Here is a 24,541-nt window from a genome sequence, read left to right as displayed (position 1 = left end):
TGCACCCGCCGAGCGAAAAGAACTCTGGCAAAGTATTGTGTGTATTCGTGTCGGGGCCGTTGCATTCAACAAACTCGAGGAATAATGGCTAGTCCAGCAAATTACGACATCGGAATAGTCGGACTCGGTTATGTGGGCCTGACCTTGGCCACGGTGCTCGCGGAAGCGGGTTACTCGGTGATCGGGGTGGAGAAACGCCCTGAGCTGGTGGCGATGACGAACGAGGGCACCCCGCACTTCACGGAGACGGGTCTACCCGATGCGTTGTCCGGGGTGACCAGGTTCAACAAACTGGTGGCCGCCGAGCGGTTCGACGACAGCTTCACGTGTGATACCTACATCATCACTGTCGGCACACCGCTTTCCGCGGCCGGGGTGGCGCGCACCGACATGATCGAGGCGGCGGCGCGCGACATCGCCGAGAACATGCGCGACGGCGCCCTGGTGATCCTGCGCTCGACGGTGAGGATCGGCACGACCCGCCAGGTGGTCGCGCCGATCCTGGCGGCCAGCGGCAAGAAGTTCGATATCGCGATGTGCCCGGAGCGCACCCTGGAGGGCCGGGCGCTGCAGGAATTGCGCGAATTGCCGCAAATTGTCGGTGCCGACAATTCCGAGGTTGCCGATAGGGCTGCCGCGGTATTTCGCCGGCTAACGAAATCCATCGTTCTGGTGTCGGATATTGAGACCGCCGAGATCATGAAGCTGGTCAGCAATACCTACCGCGATGTGCAGTTCGCCTTCGCCAACGAGGTGGCCCGGGTGTGCGATGCCTTCGGCGTCAGCGCGCACGAGGTCATCTCGTCGGGCAAGTTGGGCTACAGCCGCACCAACATCCCGCTGCCCGGACTCGTCGGCGGACCGTGCCTGGAGAAGGACCCGCACATCCTGATGGAAAGCGCCCGCACCCGCGGCGTCAACCTGGAGATCACCGCGGCGGGCCGGGTGGTCAACGAGCGCCAACCCGAGGAGACCGTCCGCTTCATCAGCAGCGAGATCGAGCGGCGCGACCTCGAGGCGTCGGCGCCGATGAAGATCAGCCTGCTGGGCATGGCGTTCAAGGGCCTGCCCGAGACGAGCGATCTGCGCGGATCGATGTCGATCAGGGTGCTCGACGCGCTGAAGAAGGCCCATCCGAACGCCGATATCGGCATCTACGATCCCGTCGCGCCCAGGAGCCTGCTGTCCAGCGAGTTTCCGGACGAGGTGGTGTTCGACCGGTTCGGCGACGCGGTCAGCGGCGCGTCGGTGGTGGTGATCGCGAACAACCACCCGTCGCTCGGCACCATCTCGCCACGCACGATCAGCGAGTTCATCAAGCCCAACGGGTTCGTCTTCGACTACTGGAACCATTTCAGCCACCTTCCGGCGTCCGAACTGGGTGACTCCTACTTCGCGGTCGGCAAGAGTGGACGGGTGGTGTGCAATGCCTGACCGCGTGGTGATCACCGGCGGGTGCGGGTTCATCGGGGCGTATCTGGTGCGGCGGATGGTCGCCGACGGCTGGAACGTGGCCGTCGTCGACTCGATGGTGCGCGGTGACGCACGCCGGCTTGGCGACGCCGCCGACGACATCGAACTGTTCACCAACGACGTGCGCGACCAGGACGCGTTGGAGCGTGCGTTCAAAGGCGCCGACGTCGTGATGCATCTGGCCGCCATCAACGGCACCGAAAACTTCTACAAGAGACCCGAACTGGTGCTCGACATGGGCCTGCGCGGTGCGCTGGCGGTGAGCAACGCCGGACGCAACGCCGGCGTCGCCGACCTGGTGGTGGCGTCGACGGCCGAGGTGTACCAGACACCGTCGGTGATCCCCACCCCGGAGACGGTTCCGCTGATGCTGCCCGACAGCCTCAACCCGCGCTACTCGTACGGCGGTTCCAAGATCGTCAGCGAGCTGATCGCATTCAACTACGGCCAGGAGCACTACCGCAAAGTGCAGGTTTTCCGGCCGCACAACGTGTTTGGGCCCGACATGGGGTGGAAGCACGTCGAGCCGCAGCTGATCATGCGCACGCTGGCCGCGCAGCAGGCCGGTGACGGCGTGCTACCGATCCAGGGGGACGGCACCGAGACGCGGTCGTTCCTCTACGTCGACGATTGTGTCGACGGCATCCTCACGATGTACGAAAAGGGCGCGCACCGCGAGATCTACCACATTGGCAACGACGACGAACTGACCATCCGCGAGTTGGCAGCCCGCATCGCCAAGATCATCGGCGTGGACCTGGACATCCAGCCCGGCGACGCCCCCGAGGGCGGCACCAAGCGGCGCTGTCCTGACATCGCCAAGATGCGCGGGCTCGGGTGGTCGCCGCAGGTCAGCCTCGACGACGGGCTGGAACGCACGGTCGAGTGGTATCGCGCCCACCGCAGCGATGTCCCGCCCAACGACCTGATGTAGGCCCCCTTTTCGCGCTCGCTATTCTCCGCTCGCCGGAAGGGGTGAGGTGACCGGGTTGGCTGCCCAGAGGTCGGCCAGCGCCAGGCCCGCAGCGGTCAACAGCCGCCGGGTCAGCGGCAGGCCGATGCCGACCACCGACGACGGGTCACCGTCGACACCCTCGATGAACCAGCCGCCGAGCCCGTCGATGGTGAAGCCGCCCGCCACCGACGTCGGCTCACCGGAGGCGACGTAGGCGTCGAGTTCGCCCGCCGATGGCACCCCGAACCGCACCGTGGTGGCCGTGCTGTCGGCGCCTCGATACGTAACAGCCTTGTCTTGCAAGCGAATAACGCAGTGCCCGGTGTAGAGCTCACCGGATGTGCCTGCCATCTGCTGCCAGCCGGCACGGGCCGCCTCGGCTGATGCCGGCTTACCTGCCAACGCTCCGTCGCGGTACAGCATCGAATCACAGCCGATCACAACGCAATCGGCCGCCACAGCTGGATCGAGCACGTCGACGACCGCCTCGGCCTTGGCCGCGGCCAGCGCCGCGGTCACCTCCGCAGGTGTTGCCGCGGGGTCCAGGTTTGCAAGCGCAGCGTCCTCGTCGACGCCGGAAACGATGACGAGCGGATCGATTCCCGCCTGACGCAATACTTTTCGGCGACCCGTCGAGGCAGACGCGAGAACTACCCGCGTCATCGGCGCATGTGGGTCCGTTCCACCAACGTCACCTTCTGCCAGCTGAAGGTGGCGTAGCGCAGCCGGTCAACGGGATGGCCCCACAGGTTCTGCTCCTGCTCGCGCGGCTCGGCGGGGGCGCCCGACGCGCCCGCGAGCACGGCGAGCAGCGCCGCCAGTTCCTCGGCGGTCGGTTTACCCGACACCACCTGGATGTGCGCCTCGTGCGCGTGCGGGTCCGCACCCACGGCCTCGCTCACCTCGTTCGCCCCGCTCACAGTGGCTGGATCGTTCGCCCCGCTCACAGTGGAATATTCCCGTGCTTCTTCGGCGGCACCTGGCTGATCTTGCGTTCCAGCAGCCGCAGCGCGGTGCCCACGTAACCGCGGGTGTGCGACGGCGGGATCACCGCATCCACGTAGCCGCGCTCGGCGGCGATGTAGGGGTTGACCAAGGTGTCCTCGTACTGCTGCTGCAGCTGCAGCCGGAGGGCGTCGACGTCTTCACCCTTCTTGGCGGCCTCGGCCAGCTCCTGGCGGTACACGAAGCCGACCGCACCCGAGGCGCCCATCACCGCGATCTGCGCCGTCGGCCAGGCCACGCAGACGTCGGCGCCCATGTCCTTGGACCCCATCACGCAGTAGGCGCCGCCGTAGGCCTTTCGGGTGATCACCGTGATCTTGGCCACGGTGGCCTCGCCGTAGGCGTAGAGCAGCTTGGCGCCGCGCCGGATGATGCCGTTGTACTCCTGGTCGGTGCCCGGCAGGAAGCCCGGCACGTCGACGAGCATGACGATCGGGATGTTGAAGCAGTCGCAGGTGCGGATGAACCGCGCCGCCTTCTCGGAGGCGTTGATGTCCAGGCAGCCGGCGAACTGGGTGGGCTGGTTGGCCACGATGCCGACCGGCCGGCCCTCGACACGGCCGAACCCGACGACGATGTTGGTCGCGTAGCCGGACTGGACCTCGAGGAACTCGTCGTCGTCGAGGATCCGGGTGATCACCGTGTGCATGTCGTAGGGCTGGTTCGGCGAGTCCGGAATCAGCGTGTCCAGCTCGAGGTCCTCGTCGATGAGGTTGTCCTCGATTGCGCCCTCGGGCACCGGGGCCGGGAAGCGCGGCGGGTCGGCGTAGTTGTTGGATGGCAGGTAGGACAGCAGGTCGCGGACGTAATCGAAGGCGTCCTGCTCACCGGAGGCCACGTAGTGCGCGGTGCCCGATTTCGACATGTGGGTGTGCGCGCCGCCGAGCTCCTCCATCGTGACGTCCTCACCGGTGACGGTCTTGATCACGTCGGGTCCGGTGATGAACATCTGGCTGGTCTGGTCGACCATGACGACGAAGTCGGTGAGCGCGGGGGAGTACACGTGCCCGCCCGCGGCGGCACCCATGATCAGCGAGATCTGCGGGACCACGCCGGAGGCCTGGATGTTGTTGTAGAAGATCCGGCTGTACAGGCCCAGCGAGACCACACCCTCCTGGATGCGGGCGCCGGCGCCGTCGTTGATGCCGATCAGCGGGCGGCCGGTCTTGGTGGCCAGCTCCTGAACCTTGACGATCTTCTCGCCGTACACCTCGCCGAGGCTGCCGCCGAACACCGAAGCGTCCTGGCTGAAGATGCACACCTCGCGGCCGTCGATGGTGCCGTAGCCGGTCACCACGCCGTCGCCGAGCGGGCGCTTGCTCTCCAGTCCGAAGTTGGTGCTGCGGTGGCGCGCCAACGCGTCGAGTTCGACGAACGATCCCTCGTCGAGAAGCGCCAGGATGCGTTCGCGGGCGGTCAGTTTGCCCTTGGCGTGGATCTTCTCCACCGCCGCCTCACCCACGGGGTGCAGCGTCTCCTGCGCGCGCTTGCGCAGGTCGGCCAGCTTGCCGGCGGTGGTGTGGATGTCGATCTCGTGCGTTGCGTCTGGTTCGGCGGAATGCTCGGAAACGCTCGTCATGGTGCCCGATGCTACCGGGTTCCTTAATGTCTCCTTAAGCAGGCTTGCGCAGCGCGACGACGGCGAAGCTGGTCAGCGCGGGCACCGGGTGTTTGAGCAGGAACCGGGACTTGGCCTTCTCCAGGGCGTCCAGCGGTTTGACCAGGTGGTAGTAGTGATGGCCGAAGGCGCCGTGCCACTGCTCGAGCTCGAACCCGACGCTCTCGAAGCGCCGAATCGCGCGCTTGGTGGGGCCGGTGGTCCAGCGGTAGTAGGCCGGGAACTTGTCGTGCTTGGGGTCGTCGATGCGCCCGGGCTGGATCTTGCGCAGCAGCGTGCGTGCGGCCTGTTCGGGGATCAGCCGGTTCAGCACGAACGGCAGCGTGTACAGGGTCGGGAAGTAGTGCACCGCCAGGCCGCCGGGGCGCAGCAGATCGAAGCAGTTCCGATGGAACGCATGCCCGTCGGGCACGTGCTCGCACAACATCTTGGAGAACACCACGTCGTACATTTCGCGACCGTCCTGCACGGGCTGGCACAGGTCCAGAACCCGGGTTTCGACGTCGCCGCCGGCCTTCGCCAGCTCCTCGGCCGAGATGTCGACGACGATGCGGTGCGCGGCGAACCCCCATCGGTCCGCGTCGGCAAGGACCGGGTTGGCCCCGCCGCCCAGTTCGGCGATGTGTTGGGCACCCTCGCGCAACGCCAGCTCGCGGACGTATTCGTCGTAGCCTTTCCACAGCGTTTCGATATCGCGGTAGCTAACACGTCCGCTCGCGCGGGACGCCGTCAAATTGACGCCTTCGTTAGTCATGGTTTTACTCCGGAACTCTCGGGGCGACGGCGTGGCAAAGCATACCTTCAGTACGTTCCAACCTACGAGGCCGATACAGCAAATTCAAAATGTCGGCTTGTCACCGCGGCGGGTTTGCGGTTCTATTGGGGCCGCGGAAACAAAATAAGCCATCCAGCCACACACCGGCAAACAGGCGACGGAGCCTCGTGAGGGGATTAGCAGCGTGCAACCAGCCCGCAAATACGACGGTATTGACGGCCCGAAAGTCGCGATTGCCCACGATTACCTGACCCAACTTGGAGGAGCGGAAAAGATCGTTCTTTCGATGGCCAAGGCGTTCCCCGACGCGCCGATCTACACGATGCTCTACGAGCCGGAAACCACCTATCCGGAGTTTGCCGAGTGCGATGTTCGAGTGTCGCCGTACAACCGGTTCGGACCGCTGCGCAAATACCACCGCGCAGCCCTTCCGCTGTACCCGCGGATCGCTCGCTCGGTGTTCGTGGACGCCGACATCGTGCTGACGAGCACCAGCGGATGGGCGCACGGATTCCGCACCAATGGCCGCAAGCTCATCTACTGCTACTCACCGGCGCGGTGGCTGTACCTGTCGGACAAATACCTCGGTGAGGACAGCGGCCTGATCAAGCGGGCGGGGTTGGCGTTGTCGAAGCCCTACCTGAAGGCGTGGGACCGCCGCCAGGCGCTGGCCGCCGACAAGTACTACGCGATCTCCACGCTGATCCAGAACCGCATCGCCGACACCTACGGCATCGACGCCGAGGTGATGTTCGCCCCCGTCGCGATGTCGCAGTCGATGAGCCCCGAGCCGATCCCCGGGCTGGACGTCGCCGAGGAGGGTTTCTATCTGGTGGTCTCCCGGCTGCTGCCGTACAAGAACGTCGACGTCATCGTGCGCGCCTTCGCCGAATCTGACCGACGGCTCGTCGTCGTCGGCAAGGGTCCCGACGCCGAGCAACTACGCGCCATCAAGACCCCCAACGTGACGATGCTGTCGGATCTGACCGACCACCAGATGGCCTGGCTCTACAAGAACTGCCGTGCACTGCTGGCCGCGAGCTACGAGGACTACGGGTTGACGCCCATCGAAGCCGGGGTGTGGGGCCGACCCAGCGTGGCGTTGCGGTTCGGTGGGTTCCTCGACACCATCGACGAGGGTGTCACCGGGATGTACTTCGACGAGCCCGAACCCGCCGCGATCGCCGAGACGCTGAACCGTTTCGAGGCAACCGAATTCGACGCCGACAAGATCCGCCGTCACGTCGAGCAGTTCACCGAGGAAGTGTTCACCGAGAAGCTGCACACCGCCGTCGACAACCTGGCTGCACCGCAGGGGTGAGAACGTGCGCCTAGAACCGACGAAGGTCGATCCCGAGGTCATCGCGCGCAAACGCGCCGCCGCACCGGCGCTCAAGATGAGCCCGAAGTTCGACTACATCACCGACGAGAACGGCCGGATCGTCGACGTGGAGACCGAGGGCGTCACGTTCGCCGACAAGCTGCGCCGGTGGATCGGTCAGCTGACCTTCAACATGATCGTCACGTTCATCCCGTCGCACACCATCCGGCTGGCGTGGTTGCGCGCCTTCGGCGCCGATATCGGCAAGGGCTCCTCGATCATGCGCGGCACCCAGGTGCAGAACATCCACTATCTGGTGATCGGGCAGAACACCACGATCGGCATGAGGTGTGTACTCGACTGCCGTTCGGGCATTTACCTCGGCGACAACGTGACGCTTGCCAGCGATGTGCAGCTCCTGGCCGGCGGCCACGACATCAACCATCCCGACTTTCCGATCGTCGGACCCGACCCCACCGTCATCGAGGACTACGTGTGGATCGCCAGCCGCGCCATGGTGCTGCCCTGCCACATCAAGCGCGGCGCCGTGGTGGCCGCACACGCCCTGGTGGTCAAGGACGTCGACGAGTTGACGGTGGTCGGCGGAAACCCCGCAAGGGCGATCGGCAAACGTGACCCAAACGCGTTGCGGTACAGCGCAAGCTATCGCCCGCTGTTCTTCTGACAGGAGCTATGAGTGTTCGTAGAACCGACGAAAGCCGATCCTGGTGACGTGGCACGCAAACTCGCGGCCGCACCGGACCTGAAGCTGCCCCCGCCGCCGTCGTGGGAGGTCGGTCCCGACGGTGAGCTGGTCAACTACCGCATGCAGACGATGGGATTTGCGCGCAAGGCGCGCAACCGAATCGCGCAGCTGCTGTACAACATGTTCATCACCTACATCCCCTCCCACACCGTGCGGTTGGGGTTCCTGCGGCTGATGGGTGCCACGATCGGCGAGGGTTCCTCGATCATGCGCACGACGCAGGTGCTGGACCCCGAGTTCTTGCGCATCGGACGCCACAGCACGATCGGGCAGCGCTGCCTACTCGACGCCCGCGCCGGGTTGTGGATCGGTGACAACGTCACCATCGCCAGCGATGTGCACATCATTGGCGGCGGCCACGACATCAACCATCCCGACTTCTTGCCGGTGCCGGTGCCGACCGTGATCGAGGACTACGTGTGGATCGCCAGCCGGGCGATGATCCTGCCCAGCCACATCCGCCGCGGTGCGGTCGTGGCGGCCCAAGCGCTGGTGAACCAGTACAAAGAGATCGGCGAACTCGAGGTGGTCGGCGGGGTGCCTGCGAAGGTGATCGCCAAGCGCAACCCCGACGCCCTGCAGTACAGCGCCTATTACCGCCCGCTGTTCGGTTAGTCGAGTTCGGTCTCGTACTTGCGGATCGCGCTGTCGAGCGCCTCGGAGCTGACCGGTTTGGCCGCGGTGATGACTGCCATCCGGCCGTTGACCAGCTGGTCGATCTCGGCGAACTCGGCCACCACGTGGAAGTGCGGGCGGTCGCCGTAATCGTCCATGGCGATGGTCCAGCCGCGCTCGCCGCGCAGCGCGCGCAGGGTCTTGAGCACACAGGCGACGCGGAACCGGCCGTCGACCAGGACGAAGTCCGGCGTCCGTCCACCCTCGAAGCTCTCCGGCGGCAGATCGGAGTAGCGGCGAAACTTCTGCAGCCGTCTCGGCGAGTCCAGGCCGGGCCCAATCGGACGGCCCCAGTGTGCGGTCAGCCCGATATCGGCGTAGTGGAAGCTCTGCCCGGCCGGTCGGGCCAGCCCGTCGTCACGGATCTTGCGCTGCACGCTCTTGAGGAAAAACCGGTCGGAGTCGACCGCGACGAACTCCACGCCGAACTTTGCTGCCAGGTAGGTGGAGCCGCCGGTTCCAAATTCCAGATACCGCTTGGAGCCGCGCAGCGTATCGATGAACCAGTCGGTTCCTTTCTCGAAGCTGCCGTCCGTCCCGTAGAAGACCGGGGTGTCAGGTACGTCAAAGCCGATAAGTCGTTGTGTCGCAAGGAATTTAACTGTTCCAGCTATACCCACGCTTTACTCCTGCCAAATGGCGAAAAAACGTGGCGTAGCATAACACGGCGAGGTTGCTGGACGCCCGGCCGGCAGGCCTCACACGGCCCTTCTGTGGCCGTTGGGGCTGCCGAATCCGCATTTGGGTATTGTTAGCTCCGATCGAGGACGGGAGCATTCGAGGTGACGACGAACCTGGGCGAGTACCGGCTCGTCTTCGTCGGCCCCGGCCAGGGACAGACCGCGGTGGGCGACTACGCCGAGGACTTCGTCGCCGCCGTCAAGCCGCATTTCCGCGACGTCGCCGAGGTCCGCACGTTGGGCCCCGGCGGCGACACCGTGCGTGACATCCGGCGGTATCGACGGACCGTCGCCGACCTGGTCGCCGAGGCGCCGAACCGGGTGCTCGTGCACGCCGAACTGGCCGCCGGCGGCGCGGCGCCGTTCTGGGCCATCGCCGGTCTGCGGGGCACCCCGGTGACCGCCACCATCCACGACCCCCCGCAAGGGGTCTGGTGGCCCGCGGCGACGAAATTCATGTTCGGCCCCGCCCTGAGCCGCAAGCTGGTGTTCCACGGCCTGCACTATCCGCTGCGCCCGCTGTCCACCAAGGTGGAAGGCATGGTCAACGGGCGGCGCACGCTGTTCGCGCTCACCGAAACCGGCCGGCGCTCCATCGCCGAGCGCTACCCGCACACCACCGCCGTCCACGTACCCCACATCGTCCGTGACCGGCCGGTCATCCGGCCCGCGCAGGACCGCCCCAACGCGGTCGGGTTCTTCGGTCACGTGTACCGCGGCAAGGGCTTCGAACAGGTCGCGCGGATCCGCCAGTCGCTGCCCGACGACATCGCCATCCGGGTGGCCGGGCGTGGCACCGAATCGCTGCCGCGCGTCGACGGCATCGAGATCCTCGGCGCCGTCGACGGCCCGGCCGAGGACGCCTTCTTCGCCTCGGTGCGCGCCATCGTGGTGCCGTACGGCAAGCGCCACTGGTATGACGAGACGTATCCGGCGTCGGGCGTGGTGGCCCACGCCACCGCGTACCGCACCCCGGTGGTGTGCACGGCGTACGGCTCCCTCGCCGAACTGGACGAGAAGACCGGAGCCGTCGTCGTGCGAACCTCCGACGAGGACCCCGCCGTGGTCTCCGACGCGCTGGCCGAGGCGATCGAGGCGCTGCTCGGGGATTGCGGGCGGCTGACCGAGCTGGGGGAGTACGCGGAGAAGACGCGCCAGGCCCGCTGCGGGGCCGCCATCGCGCAGGCGTACGCCGCGACCTGGTCGCAGCTGCTGGCCCGACACCACGAGGGGCACTGACCTGTCTGCGCCCGAATCCACGCCCAAAGCCGCGCCCCGCCGATCGGCCAAGACGGTGGTCTCGCTGCTCTACGTCTACGGTGGCCGCGGCACCGGCCTGGTGTGGACGTTGGCGCTGATCCACCAACTGGGTATCAGCGACTACGGGTTGTACAGCCTGGGTTTCGCGCTCATGACGGTGCTGGGCCAGACGCTGAGCAACCCCTATGTGGTGCGCGCGGTACGCGAATCGGAGGAGGACTTCGTCCGCGAGCGGGCGGGCCGATACCTGCTCGGCCTCGGGCTGATGGTGCTGGCGCAGGTCTTCTTGCCGCTGAACTACATCGTCTGGTTCGGCATCACCGTGTCCGGCGGCGAGTTGATCGTCGGGGCCTACAAGGCGCGCGCGATGCGCCGGGGCGACCCGCACGTGACGTCGAGAATCGACACCAGCAGGCAGGTCGGCAGCGTGGTGGCCGGCTGCGCCTACCTGTTCGGCGCGTCCATGCTGGGCATGCACCCGTCGCTGCTCGGTGCCAGCATCGCGTACTGCGTGCCCTATGTGGTGATCGCAGTGCTGGCGGCGTTCACCGTCCGCGGCCACCGGCCCCAGCTGCCGGGCCCGCCCCGGACCATCCTGGTCCTCGCCGGTGAAATGCTGGGCACCTCAACCTTTCTCGCCGGCGACGTGCTGTTGCTGGGGTGGCTCACCGACACCACGGTCGTCGGGTACTACAACCTGACGTGGGTGGTGGCCTCGGCGATCTGCTACGTGGGTCAGGCGTTCGGCACCACCTACACCCAGACGTTGCGTGACAGCGGCGGAGAGCTCTCGACTGGGCCGCCACTGAAATACACCGTGGTGCTCGGCGTTGGCGGCGGTCTGCTGGTGCTGCTCGTCGGCATCGGGCTGCTGATCTCGCCTGCGCCGCATGAACTGGCCGTCGCGATGATCATCATGTCGGCCTACTGCGCCTTCCGCACGGTGATCATGGTCTTCCAGTTCGTGCTCTATGCCCAACGGCGTGACATGGTGCGGATGACGGCGGTGATCGGCCTGGTGCCGGTCAAGTTCGGGCTGTTGGCCGCGCTGGCCCACCTCGGCGCGGTCGGCGCCGCGATCGCGACGTCGGTCAGCGACGCCGCGCTGTTGGTCATCTTCACGCTGGCGATCTACGGAAAGGGACGGCATGGCAACCGGCCGGCCAAAGACGAAAGTGACGTTCCTGCTGTCGAAAGACCCGGTGACGCAGCGGGCGGGTGACGTCGAGCTCGGCCAGCTGCTCATGCGCCTGGCCTGCGATGACTTCGAGGTGTCCGGGTTGTGCCTTTCCGCACAGACCGGCCCGGCCACACTGCCCGGCGGCATCGCACTGAGCCGGGTGCCCAAACCGAAGATCCGGCCCGCTGCGCTGTTGCTGGACTCGACTCGTAAGCGACGCAGCCTGGTCCACGTCCGGTTCGACACCGACGAGCTGGTCGCCGGTATCGACGCATGCGACGCCGACGTGTTCGTCGCAGAGCACAGCTACATGGCCGAATCCTTCCTGCGCAGCACCAAATTCGGTCGTGCCCGCCTGGTGGTCAACACCAATATCTCCGAGGCGCTGGTGTGGCGGGCCAGCCGCGGCGCACTCGGCCGCATCGAGGCACCGCGGCTGCGCCGAGACGAGATCCGCATCGCGCGGGCCGCCGACGCGGTCGGCACCTACGACGCGCCCGAGGCCGAGTTCTACCGCGCCAACGGTGTTCCCGGCGCGCGCTGGCTCGATGTGTCCCTGCCGCCCGTGCGGCAGGTCGACGTGTCCGATACGCCGCGCCGACTCGTGTTCATGGGTCTGCGTGACTGGCCGCCGAACCAGGAGGCGTTTCTGTGCGCGCTGCGGCTGTGGCCGCGGATCGCGGCGGGCATTCCCGGTGCCGAGCTGGCCGTGATCGGCAAGAAGAAGCCCGGCGCGCCCGATCCGGTGTACCCCGAGGGGGTGCGCGACCTCGGCTTCGTCGACGACCTCGCCGCCTTCCTCGGTACCTGCCGTGCGATGGTGGCGCCGATCAAGACCGGTGGCGGTGTGCGGGTGAAGATCCTCGACGCGATCAGGATGGGCCTGCCGGTGGTGGGCACCACCGCGGCGGTCGGGGACCTGGGGTCGCTGTACGGTCTTGAAACTCACGACGACGACGACAGTTTCGTCGCCGGGTGCCGCCGGTACCTTCTGGACCAGCCCGCGGCCGTGGCCGACGGTGAACGGCTCTACGACATCAACCGACAACGCTGGGAGCAGCGTCGGCCCCACCGCGCGGTGGCGGCGCTGCTGCGCGCCGAGACCGTGGCGGCCTGACGGCGGCTCAGGTGAACGTCACCTTGACGCCGATCCACGGCGTCCACGTGATATAGCCGTGCTCGAAATCCATTCGAGCGCTTCCGTTCTGGGTGTACTTGTCGCTGACCGCGAGACCGAGTTCGGGGACCCAGGCCTGCGCCATCAGGCCGTCGAGCCAACGCGCCCCGGTGGCCTGCGACCACCACATCCGCACACCGTTGTCGAAACTCTGCGTGCCGTTCTGAAACGGCGAGGTGGGCACCAGCCTCTTGGACACGGCGATCGCGGCGATCGGGTTCGGGGAGCTGATGTACGAGTTCTGCTTCGGTGTCTCGAACAGCGTGCTGACCGAGCGCATTTGGGCCCACACCTTGGGGGTCAGCGCAAAGACGGGGCTGAGCACCTCACCCCATTCCGGGTTGGTCTGACCAGCGAACCTGGTGTAGGCCCACGACTTACCCGGCGCGAACAACATGATCTGTTGGGCGAGTTTGGGTGTCCAGTTGGTCCGGTACACGCCGAACGTATCGTGCACGTCGGTGCTGCCCGTCTGCCGATCACGGGTGGTGTAGATCAGCAGCGGCCCGGCATAGGGCAGTTCCTGCCACGTCGTCAGGATGTCCTTGACGAACGCACCCTGCTCGGACTCGCTGACCTTCGCCGTCGGCTGGCCGTACTCGGTGCCCCAGATCTTCTTGTCGCTGTCGCCGTTGGCGACCATCACCTGGCGCATCGCGATCAGTTGATTCACCGGTGAGTTCGCCAGGGGCACACCCTCGGAGAACTTCAGCGAGTAGTGGTAGGGATGAAACGACACCGCGTCGAAGAAGTTCTTGGCGCCCGCGTCATACATCTCCTCGAGGAACCTGACCGGGTTGATCGTCAGGTTCCCGAAGTCCACGACGGCGCCGAGCACGCCGCCGATGACCGTCGCCGACGGGTCGGCCGCCTTGATTCGCCCATAGGCCGCCTTGAGCAGGTCGGTGTAGCCGGCGGGATCCGGTGCGGGCGTGTAGAACGTCACCGCGTTCGGTTCGTTCCAGATCTCGTATGCGGAGATCTTTCCGGCGTAACGCTCGACGACCTTGGCGACGAAGTCGCCGTACACCTCGGGGGAGGACGGTTGTCCACTCAGCGGCCGTCCGCCCGGCCCGACCGCCCACGCCGGGGTGGAGTTGATGAAGCCCATCACGGGAATGTTCTTGGCAACGGCGGCGTCGACGACCTTGTCGACGTTGCTCCAATCGAACCTGCCCTGAATCGGCTCCACACCCGCCCACGGGATCATCACCCGTACGGTCTTCGCTTTGGTCAGCGCCCACTTGTTGGCGGCCTGGGCCAGGTCAGCCTGCGACATTCCGTACGCGTCGGCGTCGGCGAAGCCGATGGTGGTGGGAAGCGGGTTGATGGTCGCAGCCTGGGCCACGACGACGCGCCTGGGCGAGGGGGACGGCAGCACGACAGCCAGCAGGACAACGCAACCGATCGAGGTTGCGACCGCCGTCACGACCGTGGCGAAGGTGCGGTGAGGCTTGCGATAGCGCGCACGTCGCACGAGTGACCCTCCAGGTCTGGTCGCGATCCGGCCGTATTCGATCTTGATATGCCGTCAGTGTCCGGCACTCACATCGCATTTGGAGGTATGTCGTGAACGGGCGTGTCGCACCGGCGATCACGACGAATCACCGCCCTACTCGCAGAATTTCGCGACGTTACCGATTCAGCGAAGTTTGGTCAGTTCGCCGGCGGGGACGGTGAATTCACCCGGTACGTGGCCGTCGGCCTGCGGTGCGTGCCGCGTCTGGTCGACGTAGACCATGAACGCCAACAGGATCGAGAAGGTCAGGGTCATCTGCGGCATGTCGACGACCGACTGCTGCAAGTTGGCGGACACCACGGCGATGCCGATGAAGACACCCCCGTAGACGGCGTGGGTCAACGACGGTGAGCGCAGCGCGCGGTAGGCCATCACGGTGCCGACGACAAGGACCGCGACGAAGACCAACCCGGTGATGATGCCGCCGCGGTAGACCGTCAGCAGGGGGGCGTTGGAGACGTAATTGAGTGACTGGGCCAACTGACCGCTACGAAACTCAGGTCGGTCCCACCCCAGCCCGAACAGCCAGTGCCCCGACATGCGGTTCGGGAATTCGGCGATCGAGTCCGCGCGCGCCTCGCGCCCGGTGTCCTGGTCGGCGAACGTGGAGAGGATCCGGTCCCGGATCATCGGGGTCAGCAGCGCCGCCGCGGCGCCGACACCGATGAGCCCGATCGCGATCTGGCGATCGCGGGCGCGCATGCCGTGAAACAGCAGCACCAGCAGCAGCCCGACCGCGACAGAAAAGATCATGCTGCGGCTCAACGTGAGCAGCAGGGCCACCACGATGACGGTGGACATCACCGCCCGGCGCCAGCCGGTGAACAAGATCAGGCAGATGATCAGCGCGGTCGCCAGTGCCAGGCCCGCGCTGTTGGGCAGCACCCATGTCCCGCCCAGCCGCAGCGTCTTGCCGATCGTGCCGCCCTCGTTGGAGTAGACGTACAGCGCGGTCTGTTCGCGCAGCCCCGCGCCCACGCCGTAACCGAAGATCTGCAGCGGCTTGAGCAGCCGCTGCTGCTGATCGACCGTCGCCATGAGAATTCCCACCACGGCATTGGCCGACGCGGCGTAGACGAATATCCGGCCGAACCGGGCGAGGTTCTCGCGCGACAGTCTCAGCAACGCAATTGTCACCGCCGTCGCGATCCCCCACTTCGCGTACAGCAACACCGCCGGAAGGGTCACCCCGGTGCCGACAACCGACAATGCCGAAGCAACCAGCAACGCCATTACGGCGATATCCATGCGGCTGAGCCGTGTTCGCTGGGTGGGATGAATAATTGCCGCGAGCACGGCTCCGGCGGCGAACAGCAGGTACAGCGGGATATGCACGCCGGGGAAGTATCCGAAGGGCAATCCGCCGATCACCGCCGCCATCCCCCAGAACAGCCACAGCGGATGCCGCAAACCGATGTACACCCCGATGACCAGGCCAAGAACGCCCACCACGGCGTACGTCACCAGCGTGCCGTGGCCGAGGGCCGCCCAGGCCACGAGGGGGCAGATTCCGATCGCCGCAAGGGCTAGCATGGATTTGCCGATCAAATCCTGACGGGGCGTCACGGGAACAATGGTGACAGCTTCGCCGACGGGATACCAGCCAGCCCGGTCAGGTGCATTGGCGCGGCCAGGCCGAGCAACCGCTAGTCTGTCGTTGTTTGATTGTTTGTTTGCGGCGCGCTTGTGAAAGGTTCGATCTTGGAGATCATGGAATACCTGCGCATTTTCCGCAGGTACTGGTGGTTGATCGTGGCGCTGACGATCGTCGGCGGCGCTGGCGGTTATGCGGCCACACTTTTACTGACACCTGAATATCAGTCGACCGCGCGCCTCTTCGTAGCAACGCAGAACGGCACCTCGGTCACCGAGGCGTACCAGAACAATCTGTTCTCCCAGGAACGTGTGTACTCCTACGCCGATTTGGCATCCAGCGAACAAGTGGCCGCCCGCGCGGTGGACCAGTTGAAGGCGCCGATCTCCGCCGACGAGCTGCGTTCGAAGGTCACCGCGCTGCCCGGAGAGAAGACGGTTCTACTCGACGTGAGCGTCACCGACGCCGACCCCGCACAGGCGCAGACGTACACCAACGCCGTGGCTGACCAGCTCGTCGGGCTGGTCAGCGAGCTGGAGACGTCACGCCGGGGCGGAAGCCCCGCCGCAGGCCTGGTGGTGGTCGACGAGGCCAGCTACCCGACGGCGCCGACGGGTCTGGGCGTGCTCACCATGATCGTGCTGGGCGCGGTCATCGGCCTGGTGGTCGGCATTGTCGCCGCGGTGCTGGCCGGCATCGTCGACAAGCGGTTGCGTGGGCGCGAGTCGGTGGAGGGCGCCGTCGGCACCCACCTGCTCGGGGCGCTGCCCGCCGAACCCGCGCGGGCCACCACCACGGTCGTCGACCTCGACGGCAACGAGTTCTACGCCGAGCGGGTGCGCGAACTGCGCACCAACCTGCGGTTCGCCGTGCCGCCCGGAAGCGGCGCCCCGCCGCGTCGCATCGCGGTGACGAGCCCCTCGAGCGGCGACGGGCGCACCACGGTCGCGATCGACCTGGCCGCCGCGCTCGCCGAATCCGGCCGTTCGGTCGTCGTCGTCGACGGTGACCTGCGCGGCGCGGAGCTGGCCGACCGGCTGGGCCTGGACGACCAGCGTCGGGCCCGCGCCCTGAACCGGGGGGTGAGCACGGTGATCGCCGGGGAGCACGCATTGGCCGAAGCGGTCATCGGGGAGATCCCCGTCGGCGCGCACGCCATCGCGCTGCTGCCCGCGGGGCCCACGGCATCGCGCCCCGGCGAGATGTGGGCCAACGACCGCGCCACCGCCATGTTCGAAGAGCTCGCCCGCAATTTCGACTACATCGTCGTCGACACCCCGCCGTTGGAGCGTTACGCCGACGGCGCCAACGTCGCCGCGCTTTGCGACGGCGCGGTGTTGCTGGCGCGTATCGGCTCCACCACCAGCTCGGCGCTGCGCCGGGCGATTCAGGCGCTGCAGACCGCGAACGTCGCCCTGATCGGCACGGTGGCGACGTTCGAGCGGGTCGGCGGGCGACTCAAACGCCAGCACCACAAGCAGGTGCAGCGGGATGCCCGGCCGGCAGCGCGGACGGGCTCCGTCGAAGGCGGGCGCGGTGCCGACGCCCGGGCCGCCGGGACCGAGACCGTGGCGACCCAGAAGGGACAGCTCGTCGGATCGGGCAACCCGCGGCGTACCGACGGCGACGCGGCGTACGGACCCGGCAGCCACGCCGGGCACGGAGGCAACGGATAGTGCGGTTGCGGCTTGCGGCGGCCGCCGTCGGCGTGCTCTCGGTGGTGGCCGGCTGCGCGCCGAGCCCGCCGCAGCCACCGGCCGCCTACAACCGGCCGCCGCATTCGTTGGAACCCCCGTTCGCCGGTGCGACGCAGTTGCCGCCGCCCGATCTGACCAACGATGGGCCCGGGTCGCTGGTGGAGGTCAAACCTCTCGACCCGAGCGAACAGTTCACCGACGCCGGTGTGACGGCCGTCCGGGTGGTGTACCGCTCGACCAGCACCGCAGGTCAACCCGTCGAGGTCTCCGGAGTGGTCGCGGTACCGGCCGGAAAAGCCCCCAAGGGCGGATGGCCGATCATCGCGTTCGGGCACTCGCTGACCGGCGTCGCGCAGAACTGTGCGCCGTCGCTCGCCAGGGGTCTCGGCGGTTACGCATCGGCGATGACCGTGATGCTCAACCGCGGCTACCTCGTAATGATGCCCGACTACGCGGGGCTCGGTGTGCCCGGCCGACAGCACGCCCCGCTGGACTGGGTCGCCCTGGGCAACAACATGATCGACGGCGTGCGCGCGGCACGCCGGGTACTGCCCGATGCCAGCGTCAACTGGGCGGCGTACGGCAGCGGCCAAGGTGGTCTTGCCGCCTGGGCGTCGGCAATCAGGGCGGCGGACTACGGGACCGGGCTCAACCTTGTCGGCGCGGTGGCGCTTTCCCCGTACGCCGATCTGGCCGCGCTGGCCGACGCGGCCAGCAACGGCAAGCTCAGCCAAAACCAGTACCGGCTGCTCATGGTGATACTGCAGGGCCTGTCCCAGGAACTGCCCGGCTTCGACCTGAACGCTTACCGGTCCGGCACGGCCAGAGACCATTGGGATCTGCTGACCTCGTGCGCACCACCGGATCCCGCCGAGGCGCAGAAACTGGCATCGCAGTTGCGCCCCGAGGACCTGCGCCCGCGCGACGCTGCCGCCGCCGCGGCGCTGCGCAACACGCTGAGCACCCTGGCGCTACCGGGGAACTCGCCGGCCCCGCCCGCGCCTGTGCTGGTGGTCTACGGGACCGACGACCCGCTGGTGCCACAAGCCGGTGTCGCGGCAGCGGTGAAACAGGCCTGCGCCAAAGGCGATCCCATCGTGGTGAACCGCCGCATCGGGGACACCACGACCACCAACGAGTTGGTCATCCAGACGTCGCTGTCGTGGCTGAGAGCGCGCTTCGACGGGCAACGGCCTGCCGACATCTGCGTGGGGGCGACATGAGACCGCCCGCCAACGTGTCCCGGATACGCGACTACCTGAGGTTGCTCGTCAACGGCTGGTTAGTCGTGCTGTGCGCGACCATCCTGTCGGCGGCGGGCGGCTGGCTTGCCTGGCAGAGCGCACCGCCGGTGTACACCTCGACCGCAAGAGTTTTCGCCGTGACGCCGGGCAGCGCCACCCCGGTGGACGCGCATTACGGTCACCTCAACTCGATCTCGCGAAACGTCACCACCCAGCACCTGGCCCGCAGCAGGCAGGTCACGATGCGCACCGTCGAGCAGCTGAACCTCGACACCAGCCCCGCCGAACTCGCCGCGCGCATCACCGTGGTGGCCAAGAACTCCGCGCTGCTGGAGGTGATGGTGGCCGGCGGCGACCCCGAACTGACCCGGCGCACCGCCGACGGCGTCACCCAGAACCTGGTCGCGCTCACCAAACAAATGGCCGCGGTCGACACCGGAAGCGCCGAACTCGTCGTCGTCGACGCGGCCGGCCCGGCGGTCCGGCAGGGGTCGGTGTGGCGGTTCGTCGTTCCAGCGGGGGCATTGGGATTCGTGCTCAGCGCCATGCTGGTGCTCGCGTACGGACTGCTCAAAGACCGAATGCACGGCGCACGGCAACTCGACCACGTCGTCGACGAGACACTGGCGGGAAGGGATCGATGATCCGCGCGCACATCGGCATTGCGCTGGCGTGCCTTGTCGTCGCGACCGGCACCGTCGTATCCGGTTGCGCCCACGACACTTCGGCCCAGGCCCCATCGGCGATGACGGGCATGCCGCTTGACGCCGACTACAGCGGTGCCGGCCAGCAGCCGGGCGCGCTGGCCGAGGCCAACTCCTTGCCGACCATCGACCGCAGGTTGCGCGCGGCGAGCTCGGTGGCCGCGCGCATCGAGTACACGTCCACCTCCGGCATCACCGACGGTCGTACCCAGGTCACCGGAACCGTCTTCGTGCCGAAGGGTGACGCGCCCGAGGGCGGCTGGCCGATCGTGGCCTACGGCCACGCCACCACCGGGATCGAATCCGAATGCGCGCCATCGCTGTCGCCGACCCTGCTGGGCACGTCGAACGTGGTGACCGCGCTCGTCAACGCCGGGTTCGTCGTCACCGTGCCGGACTACCAGGGTCTGGGCACCGACAACGCGGACGACGGCAGCTATCACCCGTACCTCGATTCCACCACGGCCGGCTACAACGTGATCGACTCGGTCAAGGCCGCCCGCCGGCTCGTTCCCGCGGCATCCGAGCGCTGGGTGGCGATCGGGGTATCCCAAGGCGGACAGGCTACTTGGGCGGCCAACGAGCTGGCGGAAACCTACGGGGCAGGCCTCACCCTGCTGGGCACGGTGAGCGTGGCACCGGCCGCCGACATCACCGGGTTCGCCGACGCGGCCGCCGACGGTCAGCTGACCCCCGAACAGATGCCGGCGCTGGTGGTGATCCTCGAGACGCTCAAGCGCGCATATCCGGATTTCCCGCTCGACGACTACCGGCGCGGCTTCGCAAAAGACCACTGGGACAAGTTGATTGCGTGCGACGGGCCCGCAGCGGCCGAGCGCGCCACGTTGACGCCGCAGCTCACCGGTGAGGACCTGCGGCCGGGCACACCGCAGGCCGTCGACACGCTGCGCACACATCTGCAGCACATGAGCCTGCCCCACCGCCCGACGACGGCGCCGATGCTGGTCATCTTCGGCGGCAACGACGCGTTGGTGCCGCCGGCGTGGACCGACCGGGCGCTGCGGGCCGCGTGCGGGATGGGCGACGTGATCGACATCCAGCTGCAGCCCGACAAGGGGCACGCGGGCATCGACGTCTCCTCGGCGTTCGGCTGGGTCAACGCACGGTTCCGCGGTGAGCCGGCCGCCGACAGCTGTCTGAGCCTGGCACCGCCCGGAGCGCCGCAGTGACGGTCAAGCCGCGGGATTCGGCCGAGCATTCGGCATCGCCGCCGGTGCCGCGCACCACCGGCCGCATCATCGGCCTGGACGGTGCGCGCGGGTTGTCGGCCGTCGGGGTCGCCGTCATGCACGTCGCGGGCAACTTCTCACCGAACACCGCGGCGCAGACGAAGATCGGCATCGTCGGCATGAGCCTGATCTTCTTCTTCGTGCTCAGCGGGTTCCTGTTGTTCCTGCCCTACGTCCGGCGATTGACCGAAGACGCTCCGGCGGCAACGGCGCCCAGCGCGCGCAACTTCGCGATCCACCGGATCGCCCGCATCCTGCCCGGCTATCTGGTCATCTTCCTGCTGTGCAACTACGTCTTCGCGGTGGTGTACGTCGAGAACCCGACCGTGCAGACCATCGGTACGAGTGAGGGCACCGGCACGATCACCGACCCCTGGCAGCTGTTGGCCAACCTGACGCTGCTGCAGACCTACATTCCGAAATACATCTTCACCGGCCTGAACCCGTCGTGGTCGCTGACCCTGGAGTTCGCCTTCTACGCGTCGCTGCCGCTGTCGGCCGTGCTGTTGTTCGCGTTGCGCCGCAGGACGTCGGTGCGTCCGCTTCGGCTGGCGGCCAGCCTGCCCGTGGCGTTCATCGTTCTCGGATTCGTCGGAAAACTGTTGCTGCCCTTGGTGAGCAACCACTTCGGGGTTACCGACCCCGAGCTGATGCAGTGGGGTCCCAACTGGGTTTCGGTGTACCTGAGGAGCTTTCTGGTCAACGCCGACAACTTCGCGTTCGGCATGCTGGCCGCGGTCGTCGTCGTGGCGATCGAACAGGGCGCGGTGCGCAGATCGGTGGCCCGGCGGGTCCGGCCCGCCGCGGCGCTGGCCCTTCCCGTCGTGCTGGCCGTGTCGTTCGCGCTGATCGCGCTGGGCGACATGTTCGGCACCAGCGGTATGGCCCTCGCGTCGGCGTTGGTGATCCTGGTGATCGTGGCGCCGTTGTCTTGCGGGCAGCGTTCCAGGATCGGCGAGGGTCTCGAGCTGACCCCGTTCCTGTTCGTCGGTAAGGTGTCGTTGTCGCTGTACCTGCTGCACTTCCCGACGATGTTGATGCTGCACCGGTTCGGCCTGCTGGCAGGTGACTCGCTGGGCGGGATGTGCCTGAACATCGTTGTGGTGCTTGCGGTCACGCTGATCGTCTCCGGCGTCACCTACTACACCGTGGAGAAACCCGCGATGGACATCGCCCGACGCTACCGGTACCGGTGGCGCTGATGCGCCGACTGCGTGTCGGGCTTGCCGTCGCGGCAGCGGTTGTACTGGTCGCGGCCGTGGTGGTGGCGGCGTGGGCGTCTCGCGCCGACCTCTTCGATCGCGGCGGCGCCGCGACCGCGCACCCCGACACCGAGCCGATCCCGACCGCGCACATCGGTGGGTCTGAACCCGGTGATCTGGTGAGTGCTGCAACGATGCCGGGGTTGTCGCACAGCAAGGTCGGAAGCGAGTTCAACGCCGCACGCGTCGTCTACCACTCCACCAACGGCGACACCGGCGAGCCGACCGTGGTGTCCGGATCCGTGTACACCCCCAAAGGCGCGGCGCCACAAGGTGGATGGCCGGTGGTCGCGTTCGGGCACGGGACGACGGGTATCGACGAGCCGTGTGCGCCGTCGCTGTCTGACTCCCTGCTCGGCATGTCCTCCATGGTGGTGGGGCTGGTGCGCAAGGGCTACGCCGTCGCGTTCGCCGACTACCAGGGGCTCGGGGCGCCCGGCGTCCATCCCTACCTCGACGCGAAGACCGCCGGGCTCAACGTCATCGACTCCGTGCGCGCACTGCACCACACCTTCGACGACATCTCGCCCAAGTGGGCGGCGCTGGGCGGTTCGCAGGGCGGCGGCGCGGTGTGGGCGGCGGGCGAGCAGGCGGGCGGCTATGCGCCCGAACTCGACCTGGTCGGCGTGGTCGCGATGGTTCCGGCCGCCGACGTCACCGGGCTAGTGGACAAGGCGCAGGCCGAGACGTTGACGTACTACCAACGGCCGGCGTTTCAGTCGGTGGTGGAGACGCTGGCCCGGCTGCACCCCGACCTCAACCGCGACGACTACCGGCGCGGTGCGGCCGCCGAGTACTGGGAGGTGTTGTCGTCGTGCTCGGGCGCAAAGGGTTTGGACCGCAAGGAGGCGGCCGAGGCGCTCGCGCCCGGCGACCTGGCGCCGAAGACCCCGCAGGCGGCCGAGCGGTTGCGCGGGCTGCTGCGCGGTTGGGCGTTGCCGCAGCAGCCGCTCACCGCGCCGCTGTCGGTGTCCTACGGTGGCCAGGACGAATACATCGACGCACAGTGGACCACCGACGCGATCGCGCGGGCCTGCGCGCTCGGCGGCCCGGTGGTATGGGACCTACAGCCGCAAGCCGGGCACGGCAACGTGGATATCAGCTCCCGATACGCGTGGCTCGCAGACCGATTCGCAGGAAAGCCGGTGGCAGATGAGTGCACCTCAGCCGCACCAGGGAACTGACGGCGACTGGCCGCTGTGGCGGCGGCTGCTGACCGAGACCAAATGCGTCGTGCTGCGTCTGCTCGCCCCGAAGGGAATCGCCGTCGCGGCGCCCCAGCGGCCGTATCTGGTCGTGCCGGTCCTCGGCCAGTCGAACGCGTTCGGCATGGGGCTGGGCCTTGATCTGAGCGGCCCCGACCGACCGCACCCGCGGGTGCATCAGTGGGCCATGTGCGGACCGTCGAAGGGCAGCCCGGTTTTGGCCGTCGACCCGCTGCTGCACGAGATCCCCGGTAAGGGCGTGGGTTTCGGGCTGACGTTCGGCAGACACCTGGCCGATGAGACCGGACGCACCGTGCTTCTCGTTCCCGGCGCACGCGGTGACACATCGTTCACCCCGAAGAACGGATATACCTGGGATCCCGTCGACACCGGCACCCGGGTCAATCTGTACCGCCGCGCGGTGGCCGCCATCGACAAGGCGCTGGCGGCGTATCCGGGCAGCCAGGTGGCCGCGGTGCTGTGGCACCAAGGCGAAAGCGACGTCCCGCTGACCACCGGGCCGGTCTATCAGGGCAAGCTCGACTCCCTGATCGCGGATCTGCGCGCCCGCTACGGAGAAGACCTGCCGGTGATCCTGGGCGGAATGGCGCCGGAGGAGATGGAGTGCAGCGGGCGCGACTACCCGAAGATCCACGCCGTACACGTCGACACGCCCAACCGGGTACCGGGCACGGCATTTGTTGCCGGAGCACGTAATTCGGTCAACTCTGAGACGGACCGACACTACAACGGCGCGGGTATGCGGCAGATGGGCCACGACATGTGGGACGAATACCGCCGGATGCGCGCCGAACACCTGGCGCGGTATGCATCCAACTGAGCTTTCCGAAGTCAGGTGCCAGGGCGTTCTCATCGGGCCTTGCGCACACGGCTGATATTTCGACAGTGCCTTTCCGGTAGGCCCCGGCGCGGCGCTGATGGCGACGGTGATGGCGGCGGTGCCCGGGGGGCGCCGCTTTTCCCTGCTGCAGCCGGTGGTTCGCTGCCCATATCAGTTTGCCGGCTTCGCGAAGACCGTGTTGCACGACACTCGCCGTTGACCAGCCATTTCGCCAATGGGGTAGCGGAGTTCGGCAAACTTTGACATAGTGAACCAGCGATCGTGCTCTGTCGGGGGGCCGGTGGCCGTCAGCAAATATTAGGAGGAACTCCTAGCCGTG

22 protein-coding genes are annotated in these 24,541 nt (G+C 67.2%); 15 read left to right on the top strand and 7 right to left on the bottom strand.

Annotated features, from left to right (window positions below; all coding sequences use genetic code 11):
* Positions 1-84 precede the first annotated feature (84 nt).
* Together K3U96_RS19580 and K3U96_RS19575 are read left to right on the top strand one after the other, a co-directional pair.
* Positions 85-1,434 carry a nucleotide sugar dehydrogenase gene (locus tag K3U96_RS19580; RefSeq protein WP_220690812.1) on the top strand — a complete coding sequence of 450 codons (1,350 nt, stop codon included), beginning with the start codon at positions 85-87 and terminating at the stop codon, positions 1,432-1,434.
* On the top strand, positions 1,427-2,407 hold the full coding sequence (locus tag K3U96_RS19575; RefSeq protein WP_220690811.1) for an NAD-dependent epimerase/dehydratase family protein: 981 nt from the start codon (positions 1,427-1,429) through the stop codon (positions 2,405-2,407). The genes K3U96_RS19580 and K3U96_RS19575 overlap by 8 nt, the downstream gene beginning before the upstream one ends.
* 18 nt (positions 2,408-2,425) lie before the next feature.
* On the opposite strand, the gene K3U96_RS19570 is transcribed toward K3U96_RS19575, so the two are convergent.
* The 4 genes from K3U96_RS19570 to K3U96_RS19555 are packed head-to-tail and all read right to left on the bottom strand — an operon-like array spanning position 2,426 to position 5,805.
* Positions 2,426-3,091 (bottom strand): Maf family protein, encoded by a 666-nt coding sequence (locus K3U96_RS19570; RefSeq protein ID WP_220690810.1) that lies wholly within the window; start codon positions 3,089-3,091, stop codon positions 2,426-2,428.
* Positions 3,088-3,348 (bottom strand): acyl-CoA carboxylase epsilon subunit, encoded by a 261-nt coding sequence (locus tag K3U96_RS19565; RefSeq protein ID WP_230982211.1) that lies wholly within the window; start codon positions 3,346-3,348, stop codon positions 3,088-3,090. Before K3U96_RS19565 ends, K3U96_RS19570 begins: the two co-directional genes overlap by 4 nt.
* A gap of 23 nt (positions 3,349-3,371) precedes the next feature.
* Positions 3,372-5,012, bottom strand: coding sequence for an acyl-CoA carboxylase subunit beta (locus K3U96_RS19560; RefSeq protein ID WP_220690808.1), 1,641 nt, complete (start codon positions 5,010-5,012; stop codon positions 3,372-3,374).
* A gap of 34 nt (positions 5,013-5,046) precedes the next feature.
* Positions 5,047-5,805 (bottom strand): class I SAM-dependent methyltransferase, encoded by a 759-nt coding sequence (locus K3U96_RS19555; protein ID WP_220690807.1) that lies wholly within the window; start codon positions 5,803-5,805, stop codon positions 5,047-5,049.
* A 205-nt stretch (positions 5,806-6,010) separates the two neighbouring features.
* Here K3U96_RS19555 and K3U96_RS19550 point away from each other — a divergent pair, with 205 nt between their 5' ends.
* The 3 genes from K3U96_RS19550 to K3U96_RS19540 are packed head-to-tail and all read left to right on the top strand — an operon-like array spanning position 6,011 to position 8,528.
* Positions 6,011-7,147 (top strand): glycosyltransferase, encoded by a 1,137-nt coding sequence (locus K3U96_RS19550; protein ID WP_220690806.1) that lies wholly within the window; start codon positions 6,011-6,013, stop codon positions 7,145-7,147.
* 4 nt (positions 7,148-7,151) lie between these two features.
* Positions 7,152-7,832 (top strand): acyltransferase, encoded by a 681-nt coding sequence (locus K3U96_RS19545; RefSeq protein WP_230982209.1) that lies wholly within the window; start codon positions 7,152-7,154, stop codon positions 7,830-7,832.
* Positions 7,833-7,880: 48 nt separating this feature from the next.
* Entirely contained in the window at positions 7,881-8,528 is a 648-nt protein-coding gene (locus K3U96_RS19540) for an acyltransferase (RefSeq protein ID WP_220690805.1), read from the top strand.
* Here the strand turns inward: K3U96_RS19540 and K3U96_RS19535 are convergent.
* Positions 8,525-9,208, bottom strand: a complete 684-nt coding sequence (locus K3U96_RS19535) for a class I SAM-dependent methyltransferase (protein ID WP_220690804.1) — start codon at positions 9,206-9,208, stop codon at positions 8,525-8,527. The genes K3U96_RS19540 and K3U96_RS19535 overlap by 4 nt on opposite strands.
* Positions 9,209-9,370: 162 nt before the next feature.
* Between K3U96_RS19535 and K3U96_RS19530 the strand changes: the two genes are divergently transcribed.
* From K3U96_RS19530 to K3U96_RS19520, 3 genes are read left to right on the top strand one after another with little or no spacing between them, the layout of a single operon-like run.
* The gene (locus K3U96_RS19530) at positions 9,371-10,507 is read left to right on the top strand and encodes a glycosyltransferase (protein ID WP_220690803.1); all 1,137 of its coding nucleotides are present in this window, start codon (positions 9,371-9,373) and stop codon (positions 10,505-10,507) included.
* A gap of 55 nt (positions 10,508-10,562) precedes the next feature.
* Positions 10,563-11,750, top strand: coding sequence for a lipopolysaccharide biosynthesis protein (locus K3U96_RS19525; RefSeq protein ID WP_230982208.1), 1,188 nt, complete (start codon positions 10,563-10,565; stop codon positions 11,748-11,750).
* The gene (locus K3U96_RS19520) at positions 11,677-12,825 is read left to right on the top strand and encodes a glycosyltransferase (RefSeq protein WP_220690802.1); all 1,149 of its coding nucleotides are present in this window, start codon (positions 11,677-11,679) and stop codon (positions 12,823-12,825) included. The genes K3U96_RS19525 and K3U96_RS19520 overlap by 74 nt, the downstream gene beginning before the upstream one ends.
* Positions 12,826-12,832: 7 nt before the next feature.
* Here the strand turns inward: K3U96_RS19520 and K3U96_RS19515 are convergent, their stop codons facing one another.
* Both K3U96_RS19515 and K3U96_RS19510 read right to left on the bottom strand, forming a co-directional pair.
* Entirely contained in the window at positions 12,833-14,314 is a 1,482-nt protein-coding gene (locus K3U96_RS19515) for a cellulase family glycosylhydrolase (protein ID WP_220690801.1), read from the bottom strand.
* 213 nt (positions 14,315-14,527) lie between these two features.
* Entirely contained in the window at positions 14,528-15,970 is a 1,443-nt protein-coding gene (locus tag K3U96_RS19510) for an O-antigen ligase family protein (protein WP_220690800.1), read from the bottom strand.
* A 144-nt stretch (positions 15,971-16,114) separates the two neighbouring features.
* Here K3U96_RS19510 and K3U96_RS19505 point away from each other — a divergent pair, with 144 nt between their 5' ends.
* The 7 genes from K3U96_RS19505 to K3U96_RS19475 are packed head-to-tail and all read left to right on the top strand — an operon-like array spanning position 16,115 to position 24,201.
* Positions 16,115-17,674 carry a tyrosine-protein kinase domain-containing protein gene (locus K3U96_RS19505; RefSeq protein ID WP_230982538.1) on the top strand — a complete coding sequence of 520 codons (1,560 nt, stop codon included), beginning with the start codon at positions 16,115-16,117 and terminating at the stop codon, positions 17,672-17,674.
* Positions 17,674-18,918: a lipase family protein gene (locus tag K3U96_RS19500; protein ID WP_220690798.1), complete on the top strand. Its 1,245-nt coding sequence runs from the start codon at positions 17,674-17,676 to the stop codon at positions 18,916-18,918. The genes K3U96_RS19505 and K3U96_RS19500 overlap by 1 nt, the downstream gene beginning before the upstream one ends.
* On the top strand, positions 18,915-19,583 hold the full coding sequence (locus K3U96_RS19495) for a YveK family protein (RefSeq protein WP_220690797.1): 669 nt from the start codon (positions 18,915-18,917) through the stop codon (positions 19,581-19,583). The genes K3U96_RS19500 and K3U96_RS19495 overlap by 4 nt, the downstream gene beginning before the upstream one ends.
* Positions 19,580-20,833: an alpha/beta fold hydrolase gene (locus K3U96_RS19490; RefSeq protein WP_230982207.1), complete on the top strand. Its 1,254-nt coding sequence runs from the start codon at positions 19,580-19,582 to the stop codon at positions 20,831-20,833. The genes K3U96_RS19495 and K3U96_RS19490 overlap by 4 nt, the downstream gene beginning before the upstream one ends.
* Complete coding sequence (locus K3U96_RS19485; protein ID WP_230982206.1) at positions 20,830-22,095, top strand: acyltransferase family protein; 1,266 nt, start codon at positions 20,830-20,832, stop codon at positions 22,093-22,095. The genes K3U96_RS19490 and K3U96_RS19485 overlap by 4 nt, the downstream gene beginning before the upstream one ends.
* Positions 22,095-23,339, top strand: coding sequence for a lipase family protein (locus K3U96_RS19480; protein WP_220690796.1), 1,245 nt, complete (start codon positions 22,095-22,097; stop codon positions 23,337-23,339). Before K3U96_RS19485 ends, K3U96_RS19480 begins: the two co-directional genes overlap by 1 nt.
* The gene (locus K3U96_RS19475; protein ID WP_220690795.1) at positions 23,308-24,201 is read left to right on the top strand and encodes a sialate O-acetylesterase; all 894 of its coding nucleotides are present in this window, start codon (positions 23,308-23,310) and stop codon (positions 24,199-24,201) included. The genes K3U96_RS19480 and K3U96_RS19475 overlap by 32 nt, the downstream gene beginning before the upstream one ends.
* Positions 24,202-24,541 lie beyond the last annotated feature (340 nt).

This window comes from Mycolicibacterium holsaticum DSM 44478 = JCM 12374 (assembly GCF_019645835.1).
In the GTDB taxonomy this organism is placed as follows: domain Bacteria; phylum Actinomycetota; class Actinomycetes; order Mycobacteriales; family Mycobacteriaceae; genus Mycobacterium; species Mycobacterium holsaticum.
The sequence above is the reverse complement of the archived record's forward strand: the minus strand, read 5'-3'. Positions and strand labels throughout refer to the sequence as shown.

Coding starts and splice junctions, on each gene's coding strand:
- K3U96_RS19570 (WP_220690810.1), bottom strand. CDS start 3,091: ATGACGCGGGTAGTTCTCGCGTCTGCCTCGACGGGTCGCCGAAAAGTA.
- K3U96_RS19555 (WP_220690807.1), bottom strand. CDS start 5,805: ATGACTAACGAAGGCGTCAATTTGACGGCGTCCCGCGCGAGCGGACGT.
- K3U96_RS19495 (WP_220690797.1), top strand. CDS start 18,915: ATGAGACCGCCCGCCAACGTGTCCCGGATACGCGACTACCTGAGGTTG.
- K3U96_RS19560 (WP_220690808.1), bottom strand. CDS start 5,012: ATGACGAGCGTTTCCGAGCATTCCGCCGAACCAGACGCAACGCACGAG.
- K3U96_RS19520 (WP_220690802.1), top strand. CDS start 11,677: ATGGCAACCGGCCGGCCAAAGACGAAAGTGACGTTCCTGCTGTCGAAA.
- K3U96_RS19505 (WP_230982538.1), top strand. CDS start 16,115: ATGGAATACCTGCGCATTTTCCGCAGGTACTGGTGGTTGATCGTGGCG.
- K3U96_RS19580 (WP_220690812.1), top strand. CDS start 85: ATGGCTAGTCCAGCAAATTACGACATCGGAATAGTCGGACTCGGTTAT.
- K3U96_RS19490 (WP_230982207.1), top strand. CDS start 19,580: ATGATCCGCGCGCACATCGGCATTGCGCTGGCGTGCCTTGTCGTCGCG.
- K3U96_RS19475 (WP_220690795.1), top strand. CDS start 23,308: ATGAGTGCACCTCAGCCGCACCAGGGAACTGACGGCGACTGGCCGCTG.
- K3U96_RS19480 (WP_220690796.1), top strand. CDS start 22,095: ATGCGCCGACTGCGTGTCGGGCTTGCCGTCGCGGCAGCGGTTGTACTG.
- K3U96_RS19575 (WP_220690811.1), top strand. CDS start 1,427: ATGCCTGACCGCGTGGTGATCACCGGCGGGTGCGGGTTCATCGGGGCG.